The organism is Syntrophomonas sp. DTU019 (assembly GCA_913757435.1).
Lineage (GTDB): Bacteria > Bacillota > Syntrophomonadia > Syntrophomonadales > Syntrophomonadaceae > DTU019.
On sequence record CAJYDM010000002.1, the window covers coordinates 45803 to 67822 of the forward strand.

The window sequence follows — 22020 nt, forward strand, 5'->3', positions numbered from 1 at the left end:
CCTATTGGGTGAGTGTTTGGAAAGAATTTCGAATATTCCAGCTCACCTGATTTAATCTCTTTCGACAATCGTAAATGATCTTAAGCTGATCAAAACAATCCGTGTATAATTCCGCTAAAGATTTAACCGACAAAATATCCTCAGAGCGGAAGATAACATTACCAAGGAAATTACGCTCATTGATAGCATTTGCGTTCATATTGTCAAAGACAGTATTGAGCGAAGAGATGATATTATTTAATTGCTGACCGATATCTTCCTTCCGATCCGAGTAAGCTGATGCCGTTTCTAAGAAATCGCTAATATAGGCTTTTCCGAGGTACTCTTTAGCCCATAAGGAGGAATATGCCGTCACCGCATAAACCTTCAGATCGGTCTTTTTAAGCACTTTCCGGCTCTCTTCAAGGATCTTTTTGATGTCTGCTTCGATCTTTTTGTCAGCTTTATTAAAAACAAACAGGATGGGGGTGGGGATGCCTAAGGATTTAATAAAATCTATGTCCCGGTTTTGTATGATCCCGTTTTCAATGTCCACTAACCAGATCAAAAAATCGCAGGACTTCAATTGATCAAAGGCCTTTTGTTCGTCAGAGACGGATTTTTTGGTGTTGGCGTCATATTTGCTGTAACCTGGGGTATCTAAGATGGCGATTCGGTCATGGACAATGGCCTCACTCTTGATCACCAGGTTCCTGACAAAATGGGAAAACCCCAATTTATACTTATCATAGAACTCGTGAGTCAGCGCCTGCATGGCCTGCAGATCCAATTCCACTTCCTGGTTGTTAGAGGTAAAAGCACACATTGAACTCCTGTCAGAATTTAAGATATAGGTAGGGATAGAGGTGGTCGGTTTTTGATCCTCCGGTAAAATATCATTCTCTAAGAGCGCATTGATGAATTTTGACTTGCCCGCGCTGAATTTGCCCCCAATGCCGATAATGGTTTTGTCGCTTAGCAAACGGATCTTTTTGTATTCCTCGATTTTATCGCTGATCTTATTGAGCTGAATACTGAGACTGACTTCATTGGACAAATTAAGATTGCGAACCGCATTGAGCAGGCTGTAATCCAATAAGTAGTCTAGTTCACGAACTTGCTTGCCCTTTTCATAATCTTTTTCAGCGCTTAGAAGTTTGGCCACTAATTCCAACCCTTTTGCCGGGTCATTGAGATATATATTACCTGCGTCTTGCGCCAAATCCGATTCTAATGCTTCGATATCATCATCATCCCACAGTCCCATTTACTGCCTTCCTCCATATGCTTTTAAAAGTTGTTTATGGTTCTTGATGTCCTCAATAAACCTTTGATAATTGGCAATGCTGGTTTCTTTGTCCTGCAAATGATCCTGAAGAGCCCGAATATTGGCAGAGAGATGGTCATTGACGCTATCCACAAAGGTCGCGGCTTGTTCCTTCAAAATACTCTCGATCTCTTCCCCGGTCCTTTGCAGTTTAGCGCAGATATCTTTAGTCACCTTTTGCAGGACTTCTTCTTGTTTGAGCATCAATTCATGGATCTGATCGCCTTGAACATAGGCTGAAGAAAAGGTTCGCAAAAGCATTTCATTATAGATCTCTGCGTCAATGGCGATCTTGGGCAAAACCAATTTTTGAAGCACCAATTCTAAGGGTGCTAAAATATCATTTTCATCAAAGCTGGTATTACTAAGATCGAAGGCTTGTAATACGCTGTCCTTGACCTTTTTCTGAACACCGCTGATATTGATGGCCTTTCCCAGGTCGCTGTTGATGATCTGCTGTGCTTTGTTGATGTATTCACGAATATTGGCCATAACATCATGGACGCTGGCGGTATGGACAGTCACCGTTTCGGTATAATGTTTGGTGCTTTTAAAGATCCACCAGCCTTCCTGATAGGAGCCATGATTGGTTTTATGTTCTTTCCCGGTTTGTACATCGGTATAGTTTTTGACAACGCACCTGACATCGGCAGAAATATCATTGATATACTTCTGCGATTCGACGGCGGTGATCTCAAAGATGGTTTTGATCTGTTGGCGCATTGAATTGAGTTTAGCGTTTAAGATGTTGAGCTTCTCTTCTAACTTTCCTTTGTCATAGCAATGCAGATCGGTCAGATTACGTGTCGCCTGGATATTGATATCTTCTAAAAGAGTTAGAAAATTGCTGCGCTCCGTCATGATGGTGCGCTTGCTCTTATCCTCCAGGATTTTCTGCTTGTCCGCTAAGATTGTGCTAAAAGTCTTTGCTTTGACCCGTTCCAGGTTAGAAAATTCAAACAGCAGCTCCGGCGTGGGGTCAAAGTTACTGAACCTTTTGCGCAGACTATTCAGGATATGGTTTTCATATTCTGATAAAGGCAGCTTAGCGGATAATTTTCTCGCTGCGCTATATATCAACGCAGAGATATAAAAAGGCGGTAATGAATCATTTAACTTGGTTAGTACCTGTGAGTTGCCAAAGGAGCTGAGTTCCAAGCATTTTTGTATGTTGGTCTGGGCTTGTGCATTCAGCGTATTTTGGGTGGCTCTTAAAGCGGAAGCAAAAGCCACGGTTTGACCTCTTTTGGCAGGAAAATCCAATAAGGCCGAGTCAAATTTGCTGCCGATCAAATAGATATTCTGGATCCCTTCACTGGGCAGAGTGTTGGTGATAAAACTGATATCCTCGCTGTTTAGAAATTGACCGGAGTAACTCAGCAAAAAAACTAAGTCACATTTCATCAAGAACTTTTTGGTGGTAACACTGCGCGATAAGATGGGGTCATTTAAACCCGGGGTATCGATGATCTCCATATCCTTGAGCAGAGCATTATTCAATCCGAGTTCAATGTATTTAACTATAGGTGTGAATCGGCCTGAAGCGCCAACATACTGTTCCAGATCCTTTTCAACGTTAGATATGGAGATGGCAGCCTCAGTATTGAGCAGCTCACCGATGGGTAAGCTTCGTTCTTGCACCATGGTGGTGAGTTCTTTACACACCTTATACTCTGAGGCGATCCCTTCTTCGATGGAAAACCGCTCAGCCTCTTCATCGATATATCCATAAAAATCTGCAGACCCTTGGATCAGATGCCGTTCTTGATAAATCCTCAGATATTCTTCGTCATATTTACCAGATAGAAATTCTACTTGCTTCCAATCGTAATCCGTATAAAATACCACCCTGGCAGATTGCTGAGGTGAATAAACCAACTTGGTCAAGGCGGCAGTCATCGGTGTGGCTGCTTGTGGCAGGATATCTTTGCCCTTGAAAACCAGCCCATTTAGGAAGCTTGATTTACCGACTTTTACCTCCCCTACTATGCCGATTCTCAGGGTCCGATCGGTATTGAGGATAGACTCCAGATTTTCTTTAACCAGGTCATATCGGTTTTGAAACTTTAGAATGTATTCAGGGTTAATCAGCTGCTCATCAGGGTTGAGCTGGTCAGAGATCTTATCGATCAGTTGGAGAAAGTCGTTACTCGCTTGCGCCTTCATGAAAATTTCCTTTCAGTTAGTAACAGGTTTAATGCTTAGAGTGCGGCGGCCATCGCTTGTAATTTGGCCAGATCTTGATCGATCTCTTCATGATACTGTTGCAGATTAAACAGCTCTGCCGTTTTTTGGCTCTTAAGTTCATCCAGTGCGGCTATTTCCATATCAATCAGCCCATTAAAATGCATTTCGATCTGAAGGAGCATTTGTTGTTCCACTTCCAGCAAGGATTTCTTGATCTCGGGTTCAAGCTTGGCTAGCATGTTGGGGACAACCTCGTTAACGATCTTACTCTGCAGTGATTTTAGTTGATGGGACTGATTCATACCGGTCAATAACTGCAGTATATCGGGTAAAAAGATAATTAATAACTCCAGCCACGGCGCAACAGCAGTGGTTGTTATGGCTAAAGCCGTCAAGACACTCTTGTACAGGCCGTTGTAGTTTCCTGCTTTGGAAGAGATATCTCTTAACTTAGTCATTACGATAGAGGCTTTATTAGCAAGCACTCCTGCATCGATCCCATCTATTTGTTCGATTTTTAGATTCCCTACGAACTCATTGAAGCTAAGTTCAATATTCTTCTCAGTCGAACTAAGTAACACCGGACGAATAAGGTTGTTCACCGACTGACTGAAGGCTTGACCACCAGCTTGGGCGCTTGAGGTCAGCGTTGCCGCGTTAGAAATCAGAACCTGCTGCATATCTGCAAGAATGCTGCTCTTTACAGTTGTTTGCATCCTATTATGTAATTTGGACTTCTCAACTCTCATGCTGTCTAATAAGGAAACCCTGGCTTTCTCTCTTTTACTAATAGCTATATCAAGTTCGTGAGCATCAAAATCAAGAGAGTGTTTGATGGTATCTAAAGCACCCGCGGCGTTTTCGATCAAAAAGATCATCCTGTCCTTAAACTTCTTCTCCATGAGGATCTGCGGGTTAAAGGACTTTATGTTTGAAAGGAGGAAATCCTCAATGTTTTCATCATGTTTTGAAATGGGTGTGATCATAGGGCTATAACCTAAGACCCTTTTAACATCCTCGGTTACCTTACTTTTGATGTTTTCAACATCCGAAGGAATGCGTTTATCACATTTATTCAGCAGGAAACTGATATTCTCGCTGTATTTGTTTATTTCACCTAAAAAATTCAGAGCGCTTTGGGAGATAGCCCCCTTTTCGCAGTCTATCACGAAGAGATAGGCCACGCCTTGATCTATATATTGCATTAAGGCTTTATTATGCTGCTCTACTCCGGAATCGAATCCGGGCATATCGACAATAATATAGTCCCATAGTTCCTTTAAAACTGAACTATTGATGAAGTAACGATACTTTAAATAATCTTCTACAGAGTAATTAGCTATTTCGCTCAGCCCACAGCTGGACTCCATATTATTTTTGCTGGTCAACATGACATGTTCGTCTTCTCCGTATACCAGTTCAGTTGCGATCGCCGTTTCAGGTCGCAAATCTTCCTCAAGCAAATCTCTATTCAGTAAGGAGTTTATCAACGCTGACTTACCCGCGCTAAACCCGCCGACAAACAAAACCTTAACCTTAAAACCCACTAATTCCATATTAATCGCAGTCGCTTCATTGGTTAATTTTTCTAATGAATACCTTTTTAAAATCTCATTGGTTTGCGCTAGATTATTGATATACCCGTCTTTATCAATCATTTATCTCTCTTTCCCTTTCTGAATCTTTAGTTTGTTAACCTGCTTCACTCTTAATTTAAATCTATTTACGTTGATTTCCTTTGAGCGACCTGCTAGCCTAATCCTAATGTTTGCTGATAAAGTCTGGGACTTGACCATCTTGTCTCTCTGTCCAGCAAACGGGCATGCTTGTTTTTCTAATCAATTCGGTCATCAATATCCTTCTTTTCGGCTCTGTTGAGCAGCTCTCGGAGTCTACAGGTGGATTCCGCCCTTAAACTCTCGCTTGTATCCCCCATGCCAATCTCCCCCTCACCTATTTCTACTGTTACTTTAACCTGTGTCTGCCTTTCATCCCTTCGTTAAAACCTGAGTGCTCAGGAGTTTACCATCTATTGTTTGTCCAGCAATACCTTTATTTACAAAATTCCCCACTATCGACAATATTCCTTCATTTACCATCAGGTTCCAATTATATCGGTTTACATAAATCCCCCAGCGCAAACTAATCCCGGCGATCTCCGGTCTGGCGTCAAGCCAGCAGTACCAACATGTACAGTCCCTATCCTCTATTCCTTTTGTCCCGGCCTTCAAAGTCCGCCTCGATATCTGCTTTCCAAGCAGGGTCGAGGTCTAGGTTGGCTCGCCAAGCGCTGACCGCATTACTGACCACCTCGTAATTCAGTAAGGTGCCCTGACAGTCGGCATGGTAGTTGGCGGCCCGGGCAGCTCCTATCCCAAATCTGGCCGCGGTAGAGATCGCGTCGATGTTGGCACCGAGAAAAATAAATTCCCAGCCGTATTCCCGCTGCTGCTGTTCGACCATTTTCTTGATCTTCCTGTAGCTGTACTCCCGGCTAGCATTTTCCATGCCGTCAGTGGTTATGACAACCATCACTTTATCAGCCCGTTCTTTGGTGCTGCTCTTCCGCTGCGCGGCGCTGATCATGTTAATGGTCTTGCCGACTGCATCCAGCAGGGCGGTGCAGCCGCCAATAACATATTCTTTGTCAGTAATGGGGCGGATGTTTTTGATATCGACCCGATTGTGCAGCACTTCGTAACCATCGTCGAACAGTATTGTGGTGACCACTGCTTCGCCCGGTTCTTGCTGCTGTTTTTTCAGCAAGGCATTGTAACCGCCAATGGTGTCGCTTTCCAAGCCGGACATTGACCCGCTTTTGTCAAGGATAAATACCAGTTCAGTCCTCATTTTTGTTATCCTCCTTTAATTTGTTAATTAGAGCATAACAATTTGATGAGTCGACTGGGTCGCCTGCAAAGCGACAATTAAGCACCGAGTGGATTCTGCTTGAACTCAGATAAAGCCTCGTTTAGTTCTTGGATGTTATAATTGCCTTCCAAAATAAAGTACTCAATGACCAAATCGGATATACTGCTGTGAGATAGAGTGTAGCCGGCTCTGCCGAGCAGATCGAGTGTTTCATCCAGATTTAATCTAAGTGCTATGGCAAACGCTATGGCGGTCGCCTTGCTGGGGCTGTAATCGCTTCTGCTGCGGATTTTTGAAAACAGCTTGCGGTCGATATCGGCCCTTTTATAGGTTTCAACGTCTGTCAGGCCTTTTTCATCGATCAACCTAAGCAGCATCTGCGAGAAAGACTCCTCAAGCTGGTCTATAACATCGCTGAGGTTCCTTTTTATCATGGCTGCTGCGGACTTTATAACAAAAGCATGTGTTATTTCGCCCAATTGGAATTCGTCAGTTTCAAAGTCCCTGTAAATATGACCTAAAAGATGTATTGCCTCATAATTTTCATCTATATATTTTTGGATGGCAGAATAGAGTTTTTCGTTCAGTCACCACCACCCCCGATCATTTTTGGACTGGCATCAAGCAAAGTGTCCCAGGCTCGCTTTTCAATATTGGACCCAGAGGCTGCGTAGTAAATAAATTGTGGTTTATCTAAATATTTTCTTTCCATTCCAGCAATTTCCTCTAAATAATCCCTACTTTTTACATCGTTGTTCCTTAATGCTTATGTTTGGGGTAAAGGGCAGCCCCTTCTTCTCTTCCAGGGTGCCGTGTAAGTTCTTCACCATCTCCGCAATATACCAGGCATGTTACTAGTCCAAATATTTTTGGCCCTATCTCGATTTCAGGTCTTTATTTCTAAACATTTCGGTGGGGAGAGCTGGTCTGAAAGTGTATTGAAATTGATTTATAAAATAGAGATTTCGGCGCTGATCGCAAGGCCTCATGGGAGTTAACCTCGCCAATGTGATGACTCAACTTTTTCCATATAATAAAGCAAACAGGTGACAAAAAGCTGTCACCCGTCCGATGTAACGCATCAACATACGGATATATCTAATCGCTACAACTATTAATTCTTTTTTAAGACACTGTTAATCCGAAATCAGCAAGACGCTGCCTGCATATTTCCCGCTCTTCGTCAGTAAACAAGGAAGCATATTTTTCCTGTAGAACATGAGCCTCTACCGACAGATCCAACCGTCCATGTTCCCACAAAACCTCGAATCCATAAGTTCCCCCGTCTTTGGATATGAGTTTCTTCGCCGTCTTCAGCCCTCCCTCGCGCGACAACATCTGCAAAAACCGTGAAGCATTGTATCCTAGTTCCTTCTTTGCGGTGTGGTAGATATTCAACATCTCTGCATTAAACTGTTTTTCTAAGAGTTCCATCGTATTCTCCTTCCCATATGAATGGCACCCTGCCATGCCTCGAGGCCAACAGTCCCTCGACTTTAGCCTCTGCTTCTATATTAATGAATACTGCTTCGTAAAACCGCCAGGGTTCTGCCTGGTGAGGTCCTGAGATAGCAATAATCCGTGGTTATGGGGGGTGTGGTAAGTAGAGCCTCCTTTAATATCATAGCGCAGCATCTGCTCAATGGTACCCTTCTCATATAGAGGTTCTACTGTATTACGGGCTATTGTCAAATATGGTGTCGATCCCCCAAAATACATCACCACTCGTTTAATGGCGTTCCGTTCAATATAATCCTTTAAAATGCCAGGCAGGTTTCTAGTCCAAATACTTTTGGCCGGCGAATCGGACATTTGAAGGTTATAGTCTTGGATCAGCTCCAAGGGGTGCAATAAGCCGTATAATGCAGAGACAATCAGCAGTCGGGGGCCATTCGGGTCGTGGCAGGCTTTCCTTATGTGGGCTGCCAGGTTTTTGTCAGCAGTATACAAGGTACCTGTGTAGCGGTCAACAGCGGGCATATACCTGCCAACTGTTTCACCGCCAAAATCAGGGCCGCTGGCTATGTCCTTATTCTTGGCATATTCCCCGCTAGTAAATGAAGTCTTGGTTTTCACCGTTGTCAAGAGTTCGTTTTGAGCTGTCAGTAGTCTTTTGTGAGTATCGTTTGCTATTTCACCGGCTATTGACGGAGTACTTCCATTCCAGCTACTTCCTCCGCTCTTCTTGCGAGCACAGCATGGGAATAACATTAATGTATCCGCCGCAAATCTCATGAAAATCCCCCCTTACATTTTATCAACCAGGCTTTTCAGAACCCTAAGAAACGCCGGATCATCACTGGCAGTAACATGATCTACATTCCACAACCCCGAATTCTGAACATAAGGGTGTGCACAGTGTTTACCCAACCACTGAAGTGACGGCCTATCTATCGGTGGTCTTTGATAGTTGCTCAATAACCCAATAGCATTGTGTTCTATATATCCCCTCAAGCTGTCCGGCCCAGTAGGGTCATCCACCTCCATATACAGTAATGGCATGTGCCCGATGGTTTGGCTGACGAGACATTCTAGGCGGATTTCCCCCTGTCTTATGCTCTGGCTGGCGGAACTGCCCCTGCCCCAGGTGGGAATATCAATTCCCTGTCTGTTCATAATCGCTGTGCCAACATGCAGACGAAAAATTGAACCCCGGTGGTTGCCGCCACCAGCCGCTTTACCATTGATATTCCCCCGGTGCTGGCGCAGCCGTTCCAGAGTGTGGTGTTTTAACCCTGCTTCAGACCATGGGTTCCAACCCTTACAACCCTCAACCTATCGCTACCCGCCCTGGTTTCTCCGGATTCAAAAAAGAAGTACACTCCTCGGCGGGGCCAATCCATTTTGCCATCACATTCAAGCAGCTTTCTAAATCCGGTCCTGCTTTTCAATTCCTCTAATATGCTATAGAAACATTCAAGGTTTAAAGCTCTATTCATTGCGGACCTCTCCCTCACACGCAACCCTTTTTTTGCATACTAGCAGACCGGAGAAATAAAGGATAGATTAACAAGTGTTCTAGTTAATACATATGAATACAGTTACTAAAAGCTTCTCTAATCCCATTATGGAGGAGTTTTATATTCTGCACGGGGGATTTTTTGTCGAAAGATTTTGTTTATTACTACGCTCGAGTAGTAAAAGGACCGACCCCATGTTGAAAGAGGTGAAACAAGATGACTGGTTCACGCTCCCTCTATTCAAGGAAGGACAGATTGGATGTTTTAACCTTTATAAATCGGCAAAAAGGAAAATTGGTGTTCAACACATCTGCGGAGACTAAACGAGAAATAGTGGCAACCTATGTTAAGAATGCCACTATATTGTTCCTTCACGATGCTCCTATCTCAAGGATTGCCTTATTTTTTAATCGGTTGGGCAAGTTATGTGATGATGATGTCAGCAGCTCCCTCGCCCCTCCAGAATATGTACGGCTCACTGGCGACTGCCAAGGCCCTAACCTTGATTCTATTATCGGGTCCGACCCACCTGGCGTGTACTGCGCTGGCGTAAACTCCTAAAACAAAGACTTTCTTAGGCGACCTGTCTGCTTGTACCAGCCTCTTTAATGGCCGCCCAAACGGAAAAACGTAGTCCATAAGATCCTCCATATTAATTTGTTAACGCATTTCGTTATTTTACCACCGACCGGTTGGTTCGCTTTTTGCGCCGCAGGTTAATAGAAACAATATAATCGCTGATCAAGACATTATATTGTCACCGATTATATTTTGTCCGCCACAGCCTCCCCCGCCCCTCGCACTCGACCTCGCCCCGGTTATGAGTCAGGGGGATGGTCGATGGTTCTTTTGACTCACCCTAACTTATGCCCTGCCCACCTTTGACTGACCGAGCGTTTTCAACCCCTTCAAAATATTCGGTAAACAAGGACTTACCGCTTTAGGTAAGGTACAGCCGCTCCACCGCCCGGGTTATAGCGATATAGAGCAGAGCTACATCGCGCTGAATATCCTCCTCCAAAGCCAGGGGGAAGTTGTCCACATTGCAGACGAACACCAGATAATTCAACTCGTGCCGACGCGCACCAATAAATTTATAGTATGAAGGTCGGTGGCTAATCGGCTGAAGGCGGAGGAAGATTTGCTTACAATTGAGGGGTTCGAAAAGAAAGCAGAGAAGCATGAGAAAGAAATGCCGGAGATAATCAATTGAATATGTTTCAGCTGGCGAGTATTCGCAGTATTAGGAAGAAAGGCACAACCAGAACCCCTTTACCCTGTCTGCTTACCACGTAGACCCCGGCCAGGGATGATGATAATGGATTCGCGCAACTCAGGGTAATCGATGGGGCCGTCCCCGTCTGTCCATAATTTTGGTTCTAAATAAGCGCTTATCCCAATACACAGAGGATTCCGTCATTAAAATATAAATAATATTCCTTATTGTCTTCTTTATAATGCCATTGATTGAGCTCTACATTATTAAACAGCAGTTTTTTTACCGAAAGAGGCTTGCCGACCACTTCTTCAACCTCGCTCTCGCTCATACCAGGGTATATTTCATACTTTTCAGATAGTCCGTAAAAATCCTTATTCATACTAAAGCCCCCTGTCTATTTGTTTTTCCACTTTGGCTCATTTATTATCATTCAAACTACCAACTGCTCAGGCAATCTGAGCGGGTCCTTCTTGCGGAATAGACCTTTCAGAGGGATGCCTGCCTGGTCCATCAAGTCTAGGCTTTGTTTTCCACCTCACAACATAAGGATGATCCCTCCAGGTGTATGCCTGCTTGGTCCATCAAATCTAGGCTTGTTCCTCTCTACCTCACAGTAAAAGGATGATCCTGCCGGGCGGATGACTGCCTTGGTCGATTGAAATCAATCTTTGGGTGACAAAAAAGGACCGTCCCCATCTGTCAACATCTGCCAAATCTAGGCTTTGTGTCTTTCCACCACAGTGGGAAGCGGTTTATAGGAGTCAACACCCAGCTGTTTTACTATAGTAGTTCCATCCCCGTTTTTTATAGTGATCCAGGTTTTAACCAAAGCCCCATCCATCCCTTGTACTACCACTTTTTCGGTCCCTTTGGGGAGGGATGGGTTATGGCGGTAAACCACCCTGGTGCTGTATTTTTCGAGTACTTCATGGTGCCATTCGACCGCAGGAGCCGGCTCCTGGCCATAAAACGCCACATACAATCTGTTATCCACGCCTTGCGCCCAAATCAATATGGGGGTGGGGCGGTCATTTTTGAACCTGATATCGGCAACACCGGTGGTCACGGTGGCATCCTGCCCATATGGAACATAGGGCACCGGCATACTGTGGGGGTGTCGTTCTATAACCGGCAAATTTGACAATATGGCAACATTGTATAGAGTTGAAGCCATTTTACAGACTCCCCCTCCCACCGTGGTTCTCAGTTCGGAGCCGATGTATACTGTTAAAGCCAACCTAACCCGTCCAAAAGCTGACGGAGTTGCCTGACCAAAAATAGCTGGATATAATGACCATATTATACAGAAAGGAAAGACGCCTCTGTATAAATGTGCTAATGCGACCAACAGAAGCACCAGAGACGTCCACACCAAGTATGGTTATTGTATCAAAATATGAGCTGATAGAGAACCCTTCCAAGGGTGTTTTCTGTTAGGAGCTTGGAGCAGATTCCTTGTCCCTGCTGCAGCGGGGGATTAAAGGTGATAGGCAGCCGCAAAAGAAGCTGTATCAATACCCATGGAAACAAGATAGTTTTGAGTATTCGTAGACTGAGATGTGTTGACTGCAAAAGGATTCATCATGAACTTCCGGATATATTAGTTCCTTACAAACACCATGTGCGGGAGAGTATAGAAACTACAATTACCGAGGAAAGACAGATGAGTGTAATTGCAGATGAGTCTACCCTTAAGCGGTGGCAGAACTGGTTTTTTGAAAGAGCTGACTACTTCCAGAGTTGCCTGACATCAATAATCCTAAGGTATGATCTAAAGGAATCTGTGGGAGGTTTATCCAGCCTTCCCCCGTCCAAGCTCCACAGGATCTGGCAGCATGTAGGAGATGCACCCGGTTGGCTGGCCAGAGTTGTCAAACCCATAGCCAATTTAAATTTATGGTCACATACCCGTTCAGCGTTTTGTCCATAAAAGTGTAAAGGTAAACTCAATGTTAAAGCTTAAAAAGGAGGCTTGAGCATTGAGAAATGACAAGAAGGCAGAAGAGATAGCGGCCCAGCGGGTGCATATGCTGGCCCCACTCCTTGCTGAAGGCCTGGATGCCGGACAGGCTAAGGTAATCAAAACCCGGATATGTGAACAGACCGGGATATCCGAGCGCACCTTACGCAGGTATCTAGACCTGTACAGGAAAGAAGGATTTAACGGACTAAAGCCCAAAGGCAGAGGCAAACGGTGTAGCGAAGAAGCAGTTCCCATTAACGTCCTGGAGCAGGCCATATTGCTGCGCCGCCAAGTACCCAGTCGCAGCATATCCCAAATCATTCAGATCATGGAGTGGGAGGGCTTAGTTCAGCCAGGACAGATCAAGCGTAGCACCCTGCAGGAAAAGTTAGCCCAGAGAGGTTACAGTAGTCGGCAAATGCGCATGTATACCGGTACCGGTGTAGCTGCCAGACGTTATCAGCAGAAATACCGTAACCAGCTCTGGCATTCTGACATAAAATACGGGCCCTACCTGCCCATCGGCAAGGAAGGTAAAAAGAAGCAAGTCTACCTGGTTACATTTGTGGATGACGCTACTCGCTTCATTCTGCATGGTGAGTTCTACCCGGTATTAGACCAAATAATTGTTGAAGACTGTTTCAAGAAAGCCATCCTAAAATACGGCGTTCCGGAAAAAGTATACTTTGATAACGGCGGTCAGTACCGCAACAAATGGATGAATCGAGCCTGTGCCAAGATGGGAATCAGGCTACTGTTTGCAAAACCCTATTCCCCCGAAGCCACTGGCAAAGTTGAACGTTTTAACCGGGTGGTTGACTCATTTTTAGCAGAGGCCAGATTAGAGGAACCACAAACCTTAGACAGATTAAATCAGTTGTTCACAGTCTGGCTGGAGGAATGCTACCAGCACAAGCCTCATTCCGGAATAGAGGGTGAGCTTAGTCCGGCAGTGGCATACCAGAGTGACCGTAAGACCTTGAAATACCTTGATCCGGAAATACTAGCCAGTGCATTTATGCACTGTGAGGAAAGAAAGGTAGATAAATCAGGCTGTATCAGCTTTGAAAGCAGAAAATACGAAGTAGGTCTGACTTTTATCGGCTGCAAAGTCGATGTCATCTTCGATCCGGCAGATATTAGTGAACTTACCATCGAATATGAAGGACACCAGCCCTTTAAAGCCCGGCAACTGGTGATTGGAGAACGGGCGGGTAAGAGACCGCCCTTACCCGAATTCATGCAGAAAGAACCCACTGATTCATCAAGGCTGCTCCAAGCAGCAGCTATTAAGCACCAGGAGCGCAAAGACAACTATACCCCCGCCGTTTCCTATCGTTCAGTAAGCAAGGAGGGCGAAGGGCATGTTTGAAAGTTTCTATGGTCTCCAAAAGACACCTTTTTCCAGGGATATACCCACTGATCAGTTGTATCAGTCACACCTGCTGGAAGAAACCCTGGGGAGGCTTGAGTACACCGCCCAGCGGCAGATGTTTGCAGTATTAACCGGAGACTGTGGAACCGGTAAGACCACTACCATAAGGTGCTTTAAAGAAATCCTGGACACATCTCGGTATATGGTGATGTACTTGGCTGATTCCAAGTTAACACCTCGGCATTTCTACAAAGGCCTATTAGAGCAATTGGGCTGTGAGGCTAAATTCTACCGGGGAGACGCTAAACGGCAACTACATAAAGAGATCGAACTGATGCAGGGTATCCACCACCTGCAGCCCGTGGTTATCGTGGATGAAGCCCATCTATTGGACAAAGAGATGTTGGAAGAAGTCAGGTTCCTGTTGAATTTCAAAATGGACGCCAAAAGCCCGATGGCTTTGATTCTGGTAGGCCAGAATGAACTCTGGGATAGGCTTAAGCTTCAGTCCTATTCGGCCATCAGGCAACGCATCGACATACAATGCAAGCTGCCTCACCTGGATCGCTCTCAGGTTGGCGAATATGTAAAAAGACACCTGGCTTATGCCGGTGCCGAACATGATATTTTCTCTGATAACGCTGTTGATGAGATATTCAAGTTTTCAAGTGGAGCAGCGCGAATGGTTAACAAGGTCTGCACTCATTGTCTGCTTTATGGAGCTCAGAACAAACGTAACATTATTGATGATCATATGGTTAAGCTAGTTGTTCAGGGAGAATTGAGTTAGTTCTCCCTGCCCCTTAAGGGGCTGCCCAAACGGTGTAAGCGGTCAAGTATTTTGGAGAAATTTTGGCCAATAATTTTCCATAGGACTACAGTCTTAGTATAGAATCTCGATGTTTAAGGCGGTAACTGTCGCCGGTCAGATTGAATATCTCACTATGATGAGCGATTCGATCCAGGATAGCGGTAGTTATAACCGGGTCTCCCATCAATTCGGCCCAGTCTTCAAAACCCTTGTTTGAAGTTATTATTAAGGCCGTCTGTTCATAAAGTGATGATATCAATTGAAAAAACAAATTAGCTTCCTGCCTGGTAATGGGGACAAAACCTATCTCATCAATTACCACTAAATCTGAAGCCATGATCCGTTTCATCCTCTGGCGGCTCCGGGTTGAGGTAGTTTCCAGCTTAAGATGCTTGATTAAATCATCCATATTTACGAAGCTTACCTTGTAACCTTTTTTCACAGCCTCAAGCCCGATAGCTACAGCCAAATGAGTTTTCCCCACTCCCGGAGGCCCAAGGAAAATCAGATTGTAGAACTTCTCAATCCATTGCATATCCAGCAATTGATTAACCTGTTTACGGGTAATAGAACGCTGAAATGCAAAATCGAATTCATCTATGCTTTTAACAAAGGGAAACCCCGCCATCTTCATCCGGCGCTCTTCAGATCTTTTTTCACGGTAGTTTATCTCTCCCTGCAGCAGCCGGTTAAGAAAATCCAGATAGGATATGTCGGTACTGCTTGCTGTCTGCAGGGTTTGATCCAGGTTGTCTCTGCACCAGGAAAGGTTAAGGCTTCTTAAATAAGTCCTGGTTTCTTCGGCCTTGTTCAATACTCATACCTCCATAAATAGCGGCGTATTCGCTAATATTTCTGATCTCGGTTTTAATCCGATAGGCAAGAGGTATGGCAGACGTATCAAGTATAGTTTCCGCCGGGCTGTTGTTTTGCTGGGCAAAATACTCCAGGGCGGTCTTGAATTCAACTGCGCTAAAAATACTCCTTTCCACACAATAATCTAATGCCTGGGATATTGTTTCCAAAGAGTAATTTTTAATCGTTTGGATAATGAGATTATACTGGTCACGAACATATCTGGGTTTTTCTTTACGAATACCATCGAGGAAAACAGCTGCTATTTCACTTCCTCCCATATTGGCCAGGGTATCTTGATATAATTCGGCTATCCGGGCAGAATGGTCGCGTTTATGATTGTTATTCCTGATCAATCGGCCTTTATCCAGAGATATTTCATGACGGGCCAGCTCTTCATCGGTTTCAAGGTCAAAAACGATTAGTATGCCCTGGTCTGCTTTAATCTTCACTTCTCTTTCAGGATGGTAAGTGCCCAGGGGCAAAGTATATCGGTTGCTGTTGTACCAAATGATATTGTCTTTGCGTACCTGTCTTGTTATAATTTCTTCAGGTTGATTAATTATGGTCGGTATCGGTTTTAAGTGTTTTTGTTCTTCTTTAAACACTTCTGCCGGTACCTTTTTTGTTGTGCCATGTATATTGGCGTTTGCTGTTCTGTTCAGCCATTCTATACACCCCTGATTAAATGCTTGAATGTTGTCAAATATCCGGTGCCTGGCGTAGTTGCCTTTGGCATATTTGATAACTGCCTCAATTTTGCCCTTGGTCTCCGGATCACTTTTGCGGCAAAGATATATCTTAAAACCCATCTGCTGCCGGAATCTCTCGAATTCTGCTGTGTATATGATATCCCCAAAGTTTTCGTTTATAGCCAGGAGCCTGTCCTGATCGTACACAATTTCTTCTGGCACCCCTCCTATGTATTCAAAGGCCCGATAATGCACCTGTATGAATCTGGCTGCTGTAAGTGGCTTATCGTCCCATTCAACATATTTATAACGGCTGTGTGAGAGAACCAGCCCAAATCCTGTGAGCTTTACCCGCTGCCCCTGGGTATTTACCAGGGTGGTAAAACCTAAATCTACTTGTGCCTGATAACCCATGGGCAGTTCTTCCACTGCTTGGTATTGACGCTGGATAATAGGCTTCTTAATGTTATACTGAATCCGTAAACTCCTGATAAATCGTCTAAGCGTTCTCTCCTTTCCCTGATAATCTAAATAATGCTGTTTAAGCCAATCTTGTATTTGTGCTGATGACATGTCGGGATGTTCCTGTAACCACCTCACAATTTGTTCTTCGTATTTTTCAAGCTTTCTGGTTCTTTTTGTGTTTTTTCTTATTTCGTCATATTCGTCTGGCGTCACCTCCCAATAACGATCAACTGTTTTCCAATCTATGCCCAACTGCCGTTGAACTTGTGATTTATTAAGCCCCATCTCCTTTAGCTGCTGTAATTCTTGATACATCGGCCACCCCTTCACCTGGTTCCTCTCCTCGCATAATTGTAGTCTTTTACCCTACAATTTTAGCTGGTTTGGAACATTAAGGTAAATATTCTCCGTTTTTAGTGGCCAATTTTTCTCCCTTTTATTTTACCGTTTACAAACGGTCAGCACATCCGTCAACTTTTGGCCAAATTACACCGTCTATCACCGGACATTATGGGGTGGCAGTAACAGTATACCGGTCCGGCTCGAAATCCCTGGGGACTTTTATAAGGGCCAATAGTATTGTTCATGGAAAATACTTTCCCCGGTTTTACTACCGTTCCGGCTAGAATTTGAGCAGCGTGGTGCACATTGTGTTCTTCCCCTGGCAAAGGATCATGCAAGACCGTACAGAAAGCGGCCAACAGAACCGGGGTATTATACTGGGCCTGAGCCTTTTGGAATGATTCATCATTCAGCCAGGGAACGTCCGCTACTGGCCCCGATGAAACAGGCGACGCAGCCTGATTGCTAACATTTACGGGTTCAGTCTCGGATATATTCTTGGTACTGATCTTATTTGTTTCTTTAAATGCAAAACTAAAGGTGAGGATTAAAATTATAAAAACACCTAAAACCAGGACAATCTTCTTCAGCACAACGCTTTCCTCCAGATAAGTTTGGTTATATTCAGTGTGCCCAATATGGCGGTCCATAATTGACCTTGGATGACAGGTGGCCACATGACAAAAAAGGAACGTCCCCATCTGTCAAAGACCCCTTCGTTTTCGCTGCTGCCTCCTTTGCCTCTTCTGTATCACCCCTGATTAAACGTAAAAGAAGCACGGATCCCGTGCTTCCTTAACATAAAAAATAGACCCCAATTAGAGTCTTTGAACTAAATTTTTTTATAAAAGTCTTCTTCTGATACCTGAAGCTGCCTTTTAATGATTTCTTTCCAAAGATGGCCCTTGATTTCACCCGTCCCCATCGAAACTTTGGTGCGCTTCAATGTGCCGTCAGGCATGATTTTTCGATAAAACCAATGATCGGTGGTTTTATAAAGTTCCCACCCGTCTCTTTCGCAGAATCTCTTCAAATCTCTCCAACTAGGCATCGATTAATCCCTTTACTTCGTCCAGATCCTCCGCCAGCAATACTCTAAGAATATAGGGGTAATGCTGCCGGCGGTTATTAGAAGCGAAATACAGTTGGAATTGATCGTAGTATTCCTGGGCGTATTCTATTAATTCCTCGGCCAACCTGGTTACTGCCTGTGCATGGTCTGCAGCATTAATAGCCAGATCAAAACCTTCCAGGATCGCAGTGACCGAACCATCCTCTTCAGCACTATAAATCGGCTTAAATCTGTACCCTTTCAGCAACCCTAAAACCTGTGCATTGGAGAGCAGCATTAGTTTGTCCCGGTTTCTTTTTAATGCCACCGGTTTCTCTCTTACTGCTTTATCGATTGCAGACGAAAAATTCTTTCTGATATCCGTCGCCGGTATTGTTTGCATAAAACTCACCTGCCTCACCTCCATTGTATATTATGTACATAGTGTACGCAATGGCAGAACGGATTATGCCGGGAATGTCTCGAATGAGGGAAGCGTGTAAAAATAGAGAGCCGCCTCTGCCCAGCGATTATCCACTGCTCAGGGCCAAATCTACGGTCCTGACGCCCCATATCGGTTATGCAACTCAGGAAGCCATGCAAAGAAGAGCCAATATAGTATTCCAAAACATATCCGCCTGGTTGAACCACCAACCCCAGAATGTCATAAAATATCGATAGTTTGCACCCGGCCCCCTGTCACGGCAGATAACACTACAATAGCTGCTCCCAATTACGTCTGCCGTATAATATCCTGATAATGGTTACTGTCCGTTCTTTTTCAGCAATGATATAGAACACAATGTAGTTGTCTATCACCAGTCTGCGTATACCCTGAGAGGCCAGACTCCCATCTGCCACCAACTCGTGGCGGGTCGGCATTTCAGCGAGACTCATCACCTGGTCTTTAATTCTATCGACCAACCTCTGTGCTGATACCGGTTCCCGCAGCTCTATGGCAATATAGTGTGCTATTTGCTGCAAGTCTTCCGCTGCCGGTTTGGTCATCATGACCTTATAGTGCTTCATTTGGGAATCCCGCTGATAACTTTTTCAAACACATCCTCAGCCGGCACAACCTTGTTTTTCTTGTGGGCATCCAATCCTTCGTCCAGCAGTTTGTAAAGTTCAAACCGACCCACCAGCTTTTCGTAAACGTCAATACTCATGACCACCAAATCGCCTTGTCCATTTTTTGTGATATATACCGGCTCGGAATAATTGTGGCAGAACTCAGAGATTTCGTTGTACTTATTCCTGAGCTCAGAGCTGGGCACTATTTTCGGCATGGAATGCACCTCCGCCATTATTATATGCATATTTTATCAATATATTGATATGATGTCTGAGTATTCCGACGGTTTTGAGCCAGTGAATCCGATACGTAGAGCCACATAATCCGAAGTTGAGAGCCATTGGTTTTCAAAAAGAAATCCGCAATAGAGAGCCACTATCGTAAGTATTACAATGAAATTGCGGTAACGCCGTAATACTTACGAAGGGAGGACATATTTATGTCCAAGGAAAAACAAATTTTGCAGCTTCGCACAAAGGGCTATAGCCAGCGAAGAATTGCAGATACCTTGAGGGTATCCAGAAACACAGTAGCAAAGGTGTTTAAGGCATTTGAGAAACATCCGGTTTCCGAGGATTCCTTGAATACCTTAAACGATCAGGAACTTCATCAGCAGTTGTTCCCAGAGGAATCACAAGTGCCGGTTCTTGTTAATCCTGATTACGATTATGTCCATAAGGAACTTCTGAAAAGCGGTGTAACATTAAAGCTTCTATGGGAAGAATATGTGGATACCTGCCGCCGTTCAGAAAAGCCTCCGTACATGTATTCCCAATTCTGCAAACTTTACCAGGAATACGTGAACAAGCACAGTCTTACCCTGCATATCAAACATAAACCTGGAGATAAACTGATGGTGGATTGGGTAGGTACACCCTTGCCTCTTTACGACAAGTTGACCGGGAAAAGCTCTAAGGTTTATCTGTTTGCCGCCACACTGCCATTCAGCATGTACTGTTTTGCAAAAGCCTGTCTTACCATGAAAGAGGAAGACTGGATCAATGTGCATATTAGCATGTATGAGTATTTCGGAGCATCCACCAGATTGCTTATCCCAGATAATCTCAAGACGGGGATACTCAGCAACAAAAAATATGAAGATCCCATCGTTAATCGTGCTTATCAGGAATTAGCAGATCATTATCAGACAGCCATTCTTCCTGCCAGAGTACTCAAACCTAAGGACAAAGCTGCTGTGGAAGGGACTGCGGGACAAGTTACATCCCACATAATTGCCAAACTGCGTAACCGTCAGTTCTTTAATATCAATGAGATGAATGCAGCAATTAGGAAAGAACTGGATCGTTTCAATCACAATGAATTCCAGAAAAGAGAGGGTAGCCGGTATTCTGTATTCATGGAAGAAGAGCTTCCATTCATGCCACCATTGCCCCAATACCCGTATGAGTTTGCACAATGGAAAACTGCTACCGTTCAGCTGAATTACCACATAGCGGTAGATTACCAGAACTACTCGATTCCCTATGAGTACGTCAAGAAAAAAGTGGATGTAAGATACACCAAAAACGTGATTGAAGTCTTCTACAAAGGTTCCCGTATTTGCAGCCACAAGCGAATTTATGGAATGCGTGGGCAGTATTCCACGGTCATTGATCATATGCCCGCAAATCATCAGCTATATAGTGAGTGGGACTCTGCACGTTTCCTGAAATGGGCTACAGGCATTGGGGATTCTACAAAAGATGTTGTGCAGAAACTGTTTGATTCATACCGGGTAGAGGAACAGGCCTATAAGGGCTGCCTGTCCCTGTTGAAACTGGCAGATAAATACTCGCCTGAACGCCTGGAAAACGCATGTAGAATAGCACTTATCCGGATTCCCAGCCCCCGGTATAAAAATATTAGACTGATATTGGAATCCGGTCAAGACAAAAAGGATAAAGGTGCTTCCCAATCACATTTTTCATCATCAGCATCTAACAAGTATGCCTACGTAAGAGGGGCTGGCTATTACGGAGGTGGAAGCCGTGAAGAATGAGACATTAAGAAAGCTGAAGAACATGCGTCTTCCTGCATTTGCTGAAGCTTACCAAAAGCAGGTTGAGAATGAGATAGAGTATCAGTCATTGTCTTTCCACGAAAGGTTAGCGCTATTAGCAGATGCTGAATATGATTCCAGACATAACAACAACATCCGGCGTCTGATTAAGAATGCCAAATTTGTGAACTCATCCGCTTTTCTTGGAAATATTGAGTATCTTCCAGACCGGCATCTGAACCGTGATCTGTTGGAAAGTCTGGCCGATAATGAATTTATCCGTCAGAGTCTCAATGTCATCCTCATAGGGGCTACTGGATCTGGCAAAACCTTTATTTCCAATGCCCTTGGGGTCAATGCCTGTCAGTCAGGTTATAAAACGAGATACATCCGCCTACCTGAACTGTTCAGCGAATTTGAAGCAGCAAGGGTCCAGGGGAAGTATCAACAGCTCATGAAGCAGTATCAAAAATACTCCCTGATGATTCTGGACGAGTTCCTGCTGATTCCCACCTCTGATTCTGAACAGAGAGATTTGCTCGAACTGATGGAATCCCGTTGCGGTCAATCATCTACTATCATCTGTTCTCAGTTTGTCCCTGAAGGTTGGCATGAAAGACTGGGAGGAGGTGCCTTGGCCGATTCCATACTGGATAGAATCATCCCATCAGCATATACCATGATAATTGATGGAGATGTTTCCATGCGTCAGAGAAAACGACGAATACCAGAATAATATGAACATACTTCTGGAGCCATCCTAAGGGGTGGCTCCCACCATCAACACAGTGGCTCTATGTAAAAGATTGAGTGGCTCTTTTTTAGGAGATTAGGTGGCTCTGGAAACTC

Annotated in this window: 26 protein-coding genes; 5 read left to right on the forward strand and 21 right to left on the reverse strand. The window is 44.3% G+C overall.

Annotation, left to right across the window (positions count from 1 at the left end; all coding sequences use genetic code 11):
* Nucleotide 1: 1 nt before the first annotated feature.
* The 14 genes from AC15IQ_RS05930 to AC15IQ_RS05995 all read right to left on the reverse strand — a co-directional run bounded on the left by AC15IQ_RS05930 (nucleotide 2) and on the right by AC15IQ_RS05995 (nucleotide 11915).
* Nucleotides 2–1246 (reverse strand): dynamin family protein, encoded by a 1245-nt coding sequence (locus AC15IQ_RS05930; protein ID WP_483177825.1) that lies wholly within the window; start codon nucleotides 1244–1246, stop codon nucleotides 2–4.
* A complete protein-coding gene (locus AC15IQ_RS05935) occupies nucleotides 1247–3472 on the reverse strand; it encodes a dynamin family protein (protein WP_483177827.1) in 2226 nt (741 codons plus the stop codon).
* Nucleotides 3473–3507: 35 nt separating this feature from the next.
* A complete protein-coding gene (locus AC15IQ_RS05940; RefSeq protein WP_483177829.1) occupies nucleotides 3508–5151 on the reverse strand; it encodes a dynamin family protein in 1644 nt (547 codons plus the stop codon).
* 541 nt (nucleotides 5152–5692) lie between these two features.
* Nucleotides 5693–6343, reverse strand: coding sequence for a vWA domain-containing protein (locus AC15IQ_RS05945; RefSeq protein WP_483177830.1), 651 nt, complete (start codon nucleotides 6341–6343; stop codon nucleotides 5693–5695).
* 77 nt (nucleotides 6344–6420) lie between these two features.
* A complete protein-coding gene (locus AC15IQ_RS05950; protein WP_483177832.1) occupies nucleotides 6421–6798 on the reverse strand; it encodes a hypothetical protein in 378 nt (125 codons plus the stop codon).
* Nucleotides 6799–6947: 149 nt separating this feature from the next.
* A complete protein-coding gene (locus tag AC15IQ_RS05955) occupies nucleotides 6948–7076 on the reverse strand; it encodes a hypothetical protein (RefSeq protein WP_483177834.1) in 129 nt (42 codons plus the stop codon).
* 413 nt (nucleotides 7077–7489) lie between these two features.
* Nucleotides 7490–7798, reverse strand: a complete 309-nt coding sequence (locus AC15IQ_RS05960; RefSeq protein WP_483177835.1) for a hypothetical protein — start codon at nucleotides 7796–7798, stop codon at nucleotides 7490–7492.
* Nucleotides 7799–7873: 75 nt separating this feature from the next.
* Complete coding sequence (gene yaaA, locus AC15IQ_RS05965; RefSeq protein WP_483177836.1) at nucleotides 7874–8599, reverse strand: peroxide stress protein YaaA; 726 nt, start codon at nucleotides 8597–8599, stop codon at nucleotides 7874–7876.
* Between the two features lie 12 nt (nucleotides 8600–8611).
* Nucleotides 8612–9082: a GIY-YIG domain-containing protein gene (locus AC15IQ_RS05970; protein WP_483178607.1), complete on the reverse strand. Its 471-nt coding sequence runs from the start codon at nucleotides 9080–9082 to the stop codon at nucleotides 8612–8614.
* A gap of 11 nt (nucleotides 9083–9093) precedes the next feature.
* Complete coding sequence (locus AC15IQ_RS05975; RefSeq protein WP_483177838.1) at nucleotides 9094–9303, reverse strand: GIY-YIG domain-containing protein; 210 nt, start codon at nucleotides 9301–9303, stop codon at nucleotides 9094–9096.
* Between the two features lie 444 nt (nucleotides 9304–9747).
* Nucleotides 9748–9963, reverse strand: coding sequence for a hypothetical protein (locus AC15IQ_RS05980; protein ID WP_483177840.1), 216 nt, complete (start codon nucleotides 9961–9963; stop codon nucleotides 9748–9750).
* A gap of 301 nt (nucleotides 9964–10264) precedes the next feature.
* Entirely contained in the window at nucleotides 10265–10393 is a 129-nt protein-coding gene (locus AC15IQ_RS05985; RefSeq protein WP_483177842.1) for a hypothetical protein, read from the reverse strand.
* Nucleotides 10394–10715: 322 nt separating this feature from the next.
* Nucleotides 10716–10922 carry a hypothetical protein gene (locus AC15IQ_RS05990; RefSeq protein WP_483177843.1) on the reverse strand — a complete coding sequence of 69 codons (207 nt, stop codon included), beginning with the start codon at nucleotides 10920–10922 and terminating at the stop codon, nucleotides 10716–10718.
* A gap of 336 nt (nucleotides 10923–11258) precedes the next feature.
* Nucleotides 11259–11915, reverse strand: a complete 657-nt coding sequence (locus AC15IQ_RS05995; RefSeq protein WP_483177844.1) for a VanW family protein — start codon at nucleotides 11913–11915, stop codon at nucleotides 11259–11261.
* A 51-nt stretch (nucleotides 11916–11966) separates the two neighbouring features.
* On the opposite strand from AC15IQ_RS05995, the gene AC15IQ_RS06000 reads away from it, so the two are divergent.
* Genes AC15IQ_RS06000 through AC15IQ_RS06010 form a run of 3 tightly spaced genes read left to right on the forward strand, consistent with a single transcriptional unit; the run spans nucleotide 11967 to nucleotide 14671 of the window.
* Nucleotides 11967–12473, forward strand: coding sequence for a DUF6431 domain-containing protein (locus tag AC15IQ_RS06000; RefSeq protein WP_483176943.1), 507 nt, complete (start codon nucleotides 11967–11969; stop codon nucleotides 12471–12473).
* Nucleotides 12474–12522: 49 nt separating this feature from the next.
* Nucleotides 12523–13878, forward strand: coding sequence for a DDE-type integrase/transposase/recombinase (locus AC15IQ_RS06005; RefSeq protein WP_483176942.1), 1356 nt, complete (start codon nucleotides 12523–12525; stop codon nucleotides 13876–13878).
* A complete protein-coding gene (locus AC15IQ_RS06010; RefSeq protein ID WP_483176941.1) occupies nucleotides 13871–14671 on the forward strand; it encodes an ExeA family protein in 801 nt (266 codons plus the stop codon). The genes AC15IQ_RS06005 and AC15IQ_RS06010 overlap by 8 nt, the downstream gene beginning before the upstream one ends.
* Nucleotides 14672–14756: 85 nt before the next feature.
* Here the strand turns inward: AC15IQ_RS06010 and istB (AC15IQ_RS06015) are convergent, their stop codons facing one another.
* The 7 genes from istB (AC15IQ_RS06015) to AC15IQ_RS06045 form a co-directional block, all read right to left on the reverse strand.
* Entirely contained in the window at nucleotides 14757–15506 is a 750-nt protein-coding gene (gene istB / locus AC15IQ_RS06015; RefSeq protein WP_483176950.1) for an IS21-like element helper ATPase IstB, read from the reverse strand.
* The gene (gene istA, locus AC15IQ_RS06020) at nucleotides 15463–17019 is read right to left on the reverse strand and encodes an IS21 family transposase (RefSeq protein ID WP_483176949.1); all 1557 of its coding nucleotides are present in this window, start codon (nucleotides 17017–17019) and stop codon (nucleotides 15463–15465) included. Before istA (AC15IQ_RS06020) ends, istB (AC15IQ_RS06015) begins: the two co-directional genes overlap by 44 nt.
* A 155-nt stretch (nucleotides 17020–17174) precedes the next feature.
* Nucleotides 17175–17639, reverse strand: coding sequence for a VanW family protein (locus tag AC15IQ_RS06025; RefSeq protein ID WP_483177846.1), 465 nt, complete (start codon nucleotides 17637–17639; stop codon nucleotides 17175–17177).
* 239 nt (nucleotides 17640–17878) lie between these two features.
* The gene (locus AC15IQ_RS06030; RefSeq protein WP_483177848.1) at nucleotides 17879–18097 is read right to left on the reverse strand and encodes a type II toxin-antitoxin system HicA family toxin; all 219 of its coding nucleotides are present in this window, start codon (nucleotides 18095–18097) and stop codon (nucleotides 17879–17881) included.
* Entirely contained in the window at nucleotides 18090–18500 is a 411-nt protein-coding gene (locus AC15IQ_RS06035) for a hypothetical protein (RefSeq protein WP_483178608.1), read from the reverse strand. Before AC15IQ_RS06035 ends, AC15IQ_RS06030 begins: the two co-directional genes overlap by 8 nt.
* Nucleotides 18501–18811: 311 nt before the next feature.
* The gene (locus tag AC15IQ_RS06040; protein ID WP_483177850.1) at nucleotides 18812–19126 is read right to left on the reverse strand and encodes a type II toxin-antitoxin system RelE/ParE family toxin; all 315 of its coding nucleotides are present in this window, start codon (nucleotides 19124–19126) and stop codon (nucleotides 18812–18814) included.
* The gene (locus AC15IQ_RS06045) at nucleotides 19123–19386 is read right to left on the reverse strand and encodes a type II toxin-antitoxin system Phd/YefM family antitoxin (RefSeq protein ID WP_483177852.1); all 264 of its coding nucleotides are present in this window, start codon (nucleotides 19384–19386) and stop codon (nucleotides 19123–19125) included. The genes AC15IQ_RS06040 and AC15IQ_RS06045 overlap by 4 nt, the downstream gene beginning before the upstream one ends.
* Before the next feature lie 225 nt (nucleotides 19387–19611).
* On the opposite strand from AC15IQ_RS06045, the gene istA (AC15IQ_RS06050) reads away from it, so the two are divergent.
* Both istA (AC15IQ_RS06050) and istB (AC15IQ_RS06055) read left to right on the forward strand, forming a co-directional pair.
* Entirely contained in the window at nucleotides 19612–21171 is a 1560-nt protein-coding gene (gene istA / locus AC15IQ_RS06050; RefSeq protein WP_483177853.1) for an IS21 family transposase, read from the forward strand.
* Nucleotides 21161–21907 (forward strand): IS21-like element helper ATPase IstB, encoded by a 747-nt coding sequence (gene istB / locus AC15IQ_RS06055; RefSeq protein ID WP_483177854.1) that lies wholly within the window; start codon nucleotides 21161–21163, stop codon nucleotides 21905–21907. The genes istA (AC15IQ_RS06050) and istB (AC15IQ_RS06055) overlap by 11 nt, the downstream gene beginning before the upstream one ends.
* The last annotated feature ends 113 nt before the right edge of the window (nucleotides 21908–22020 follow it).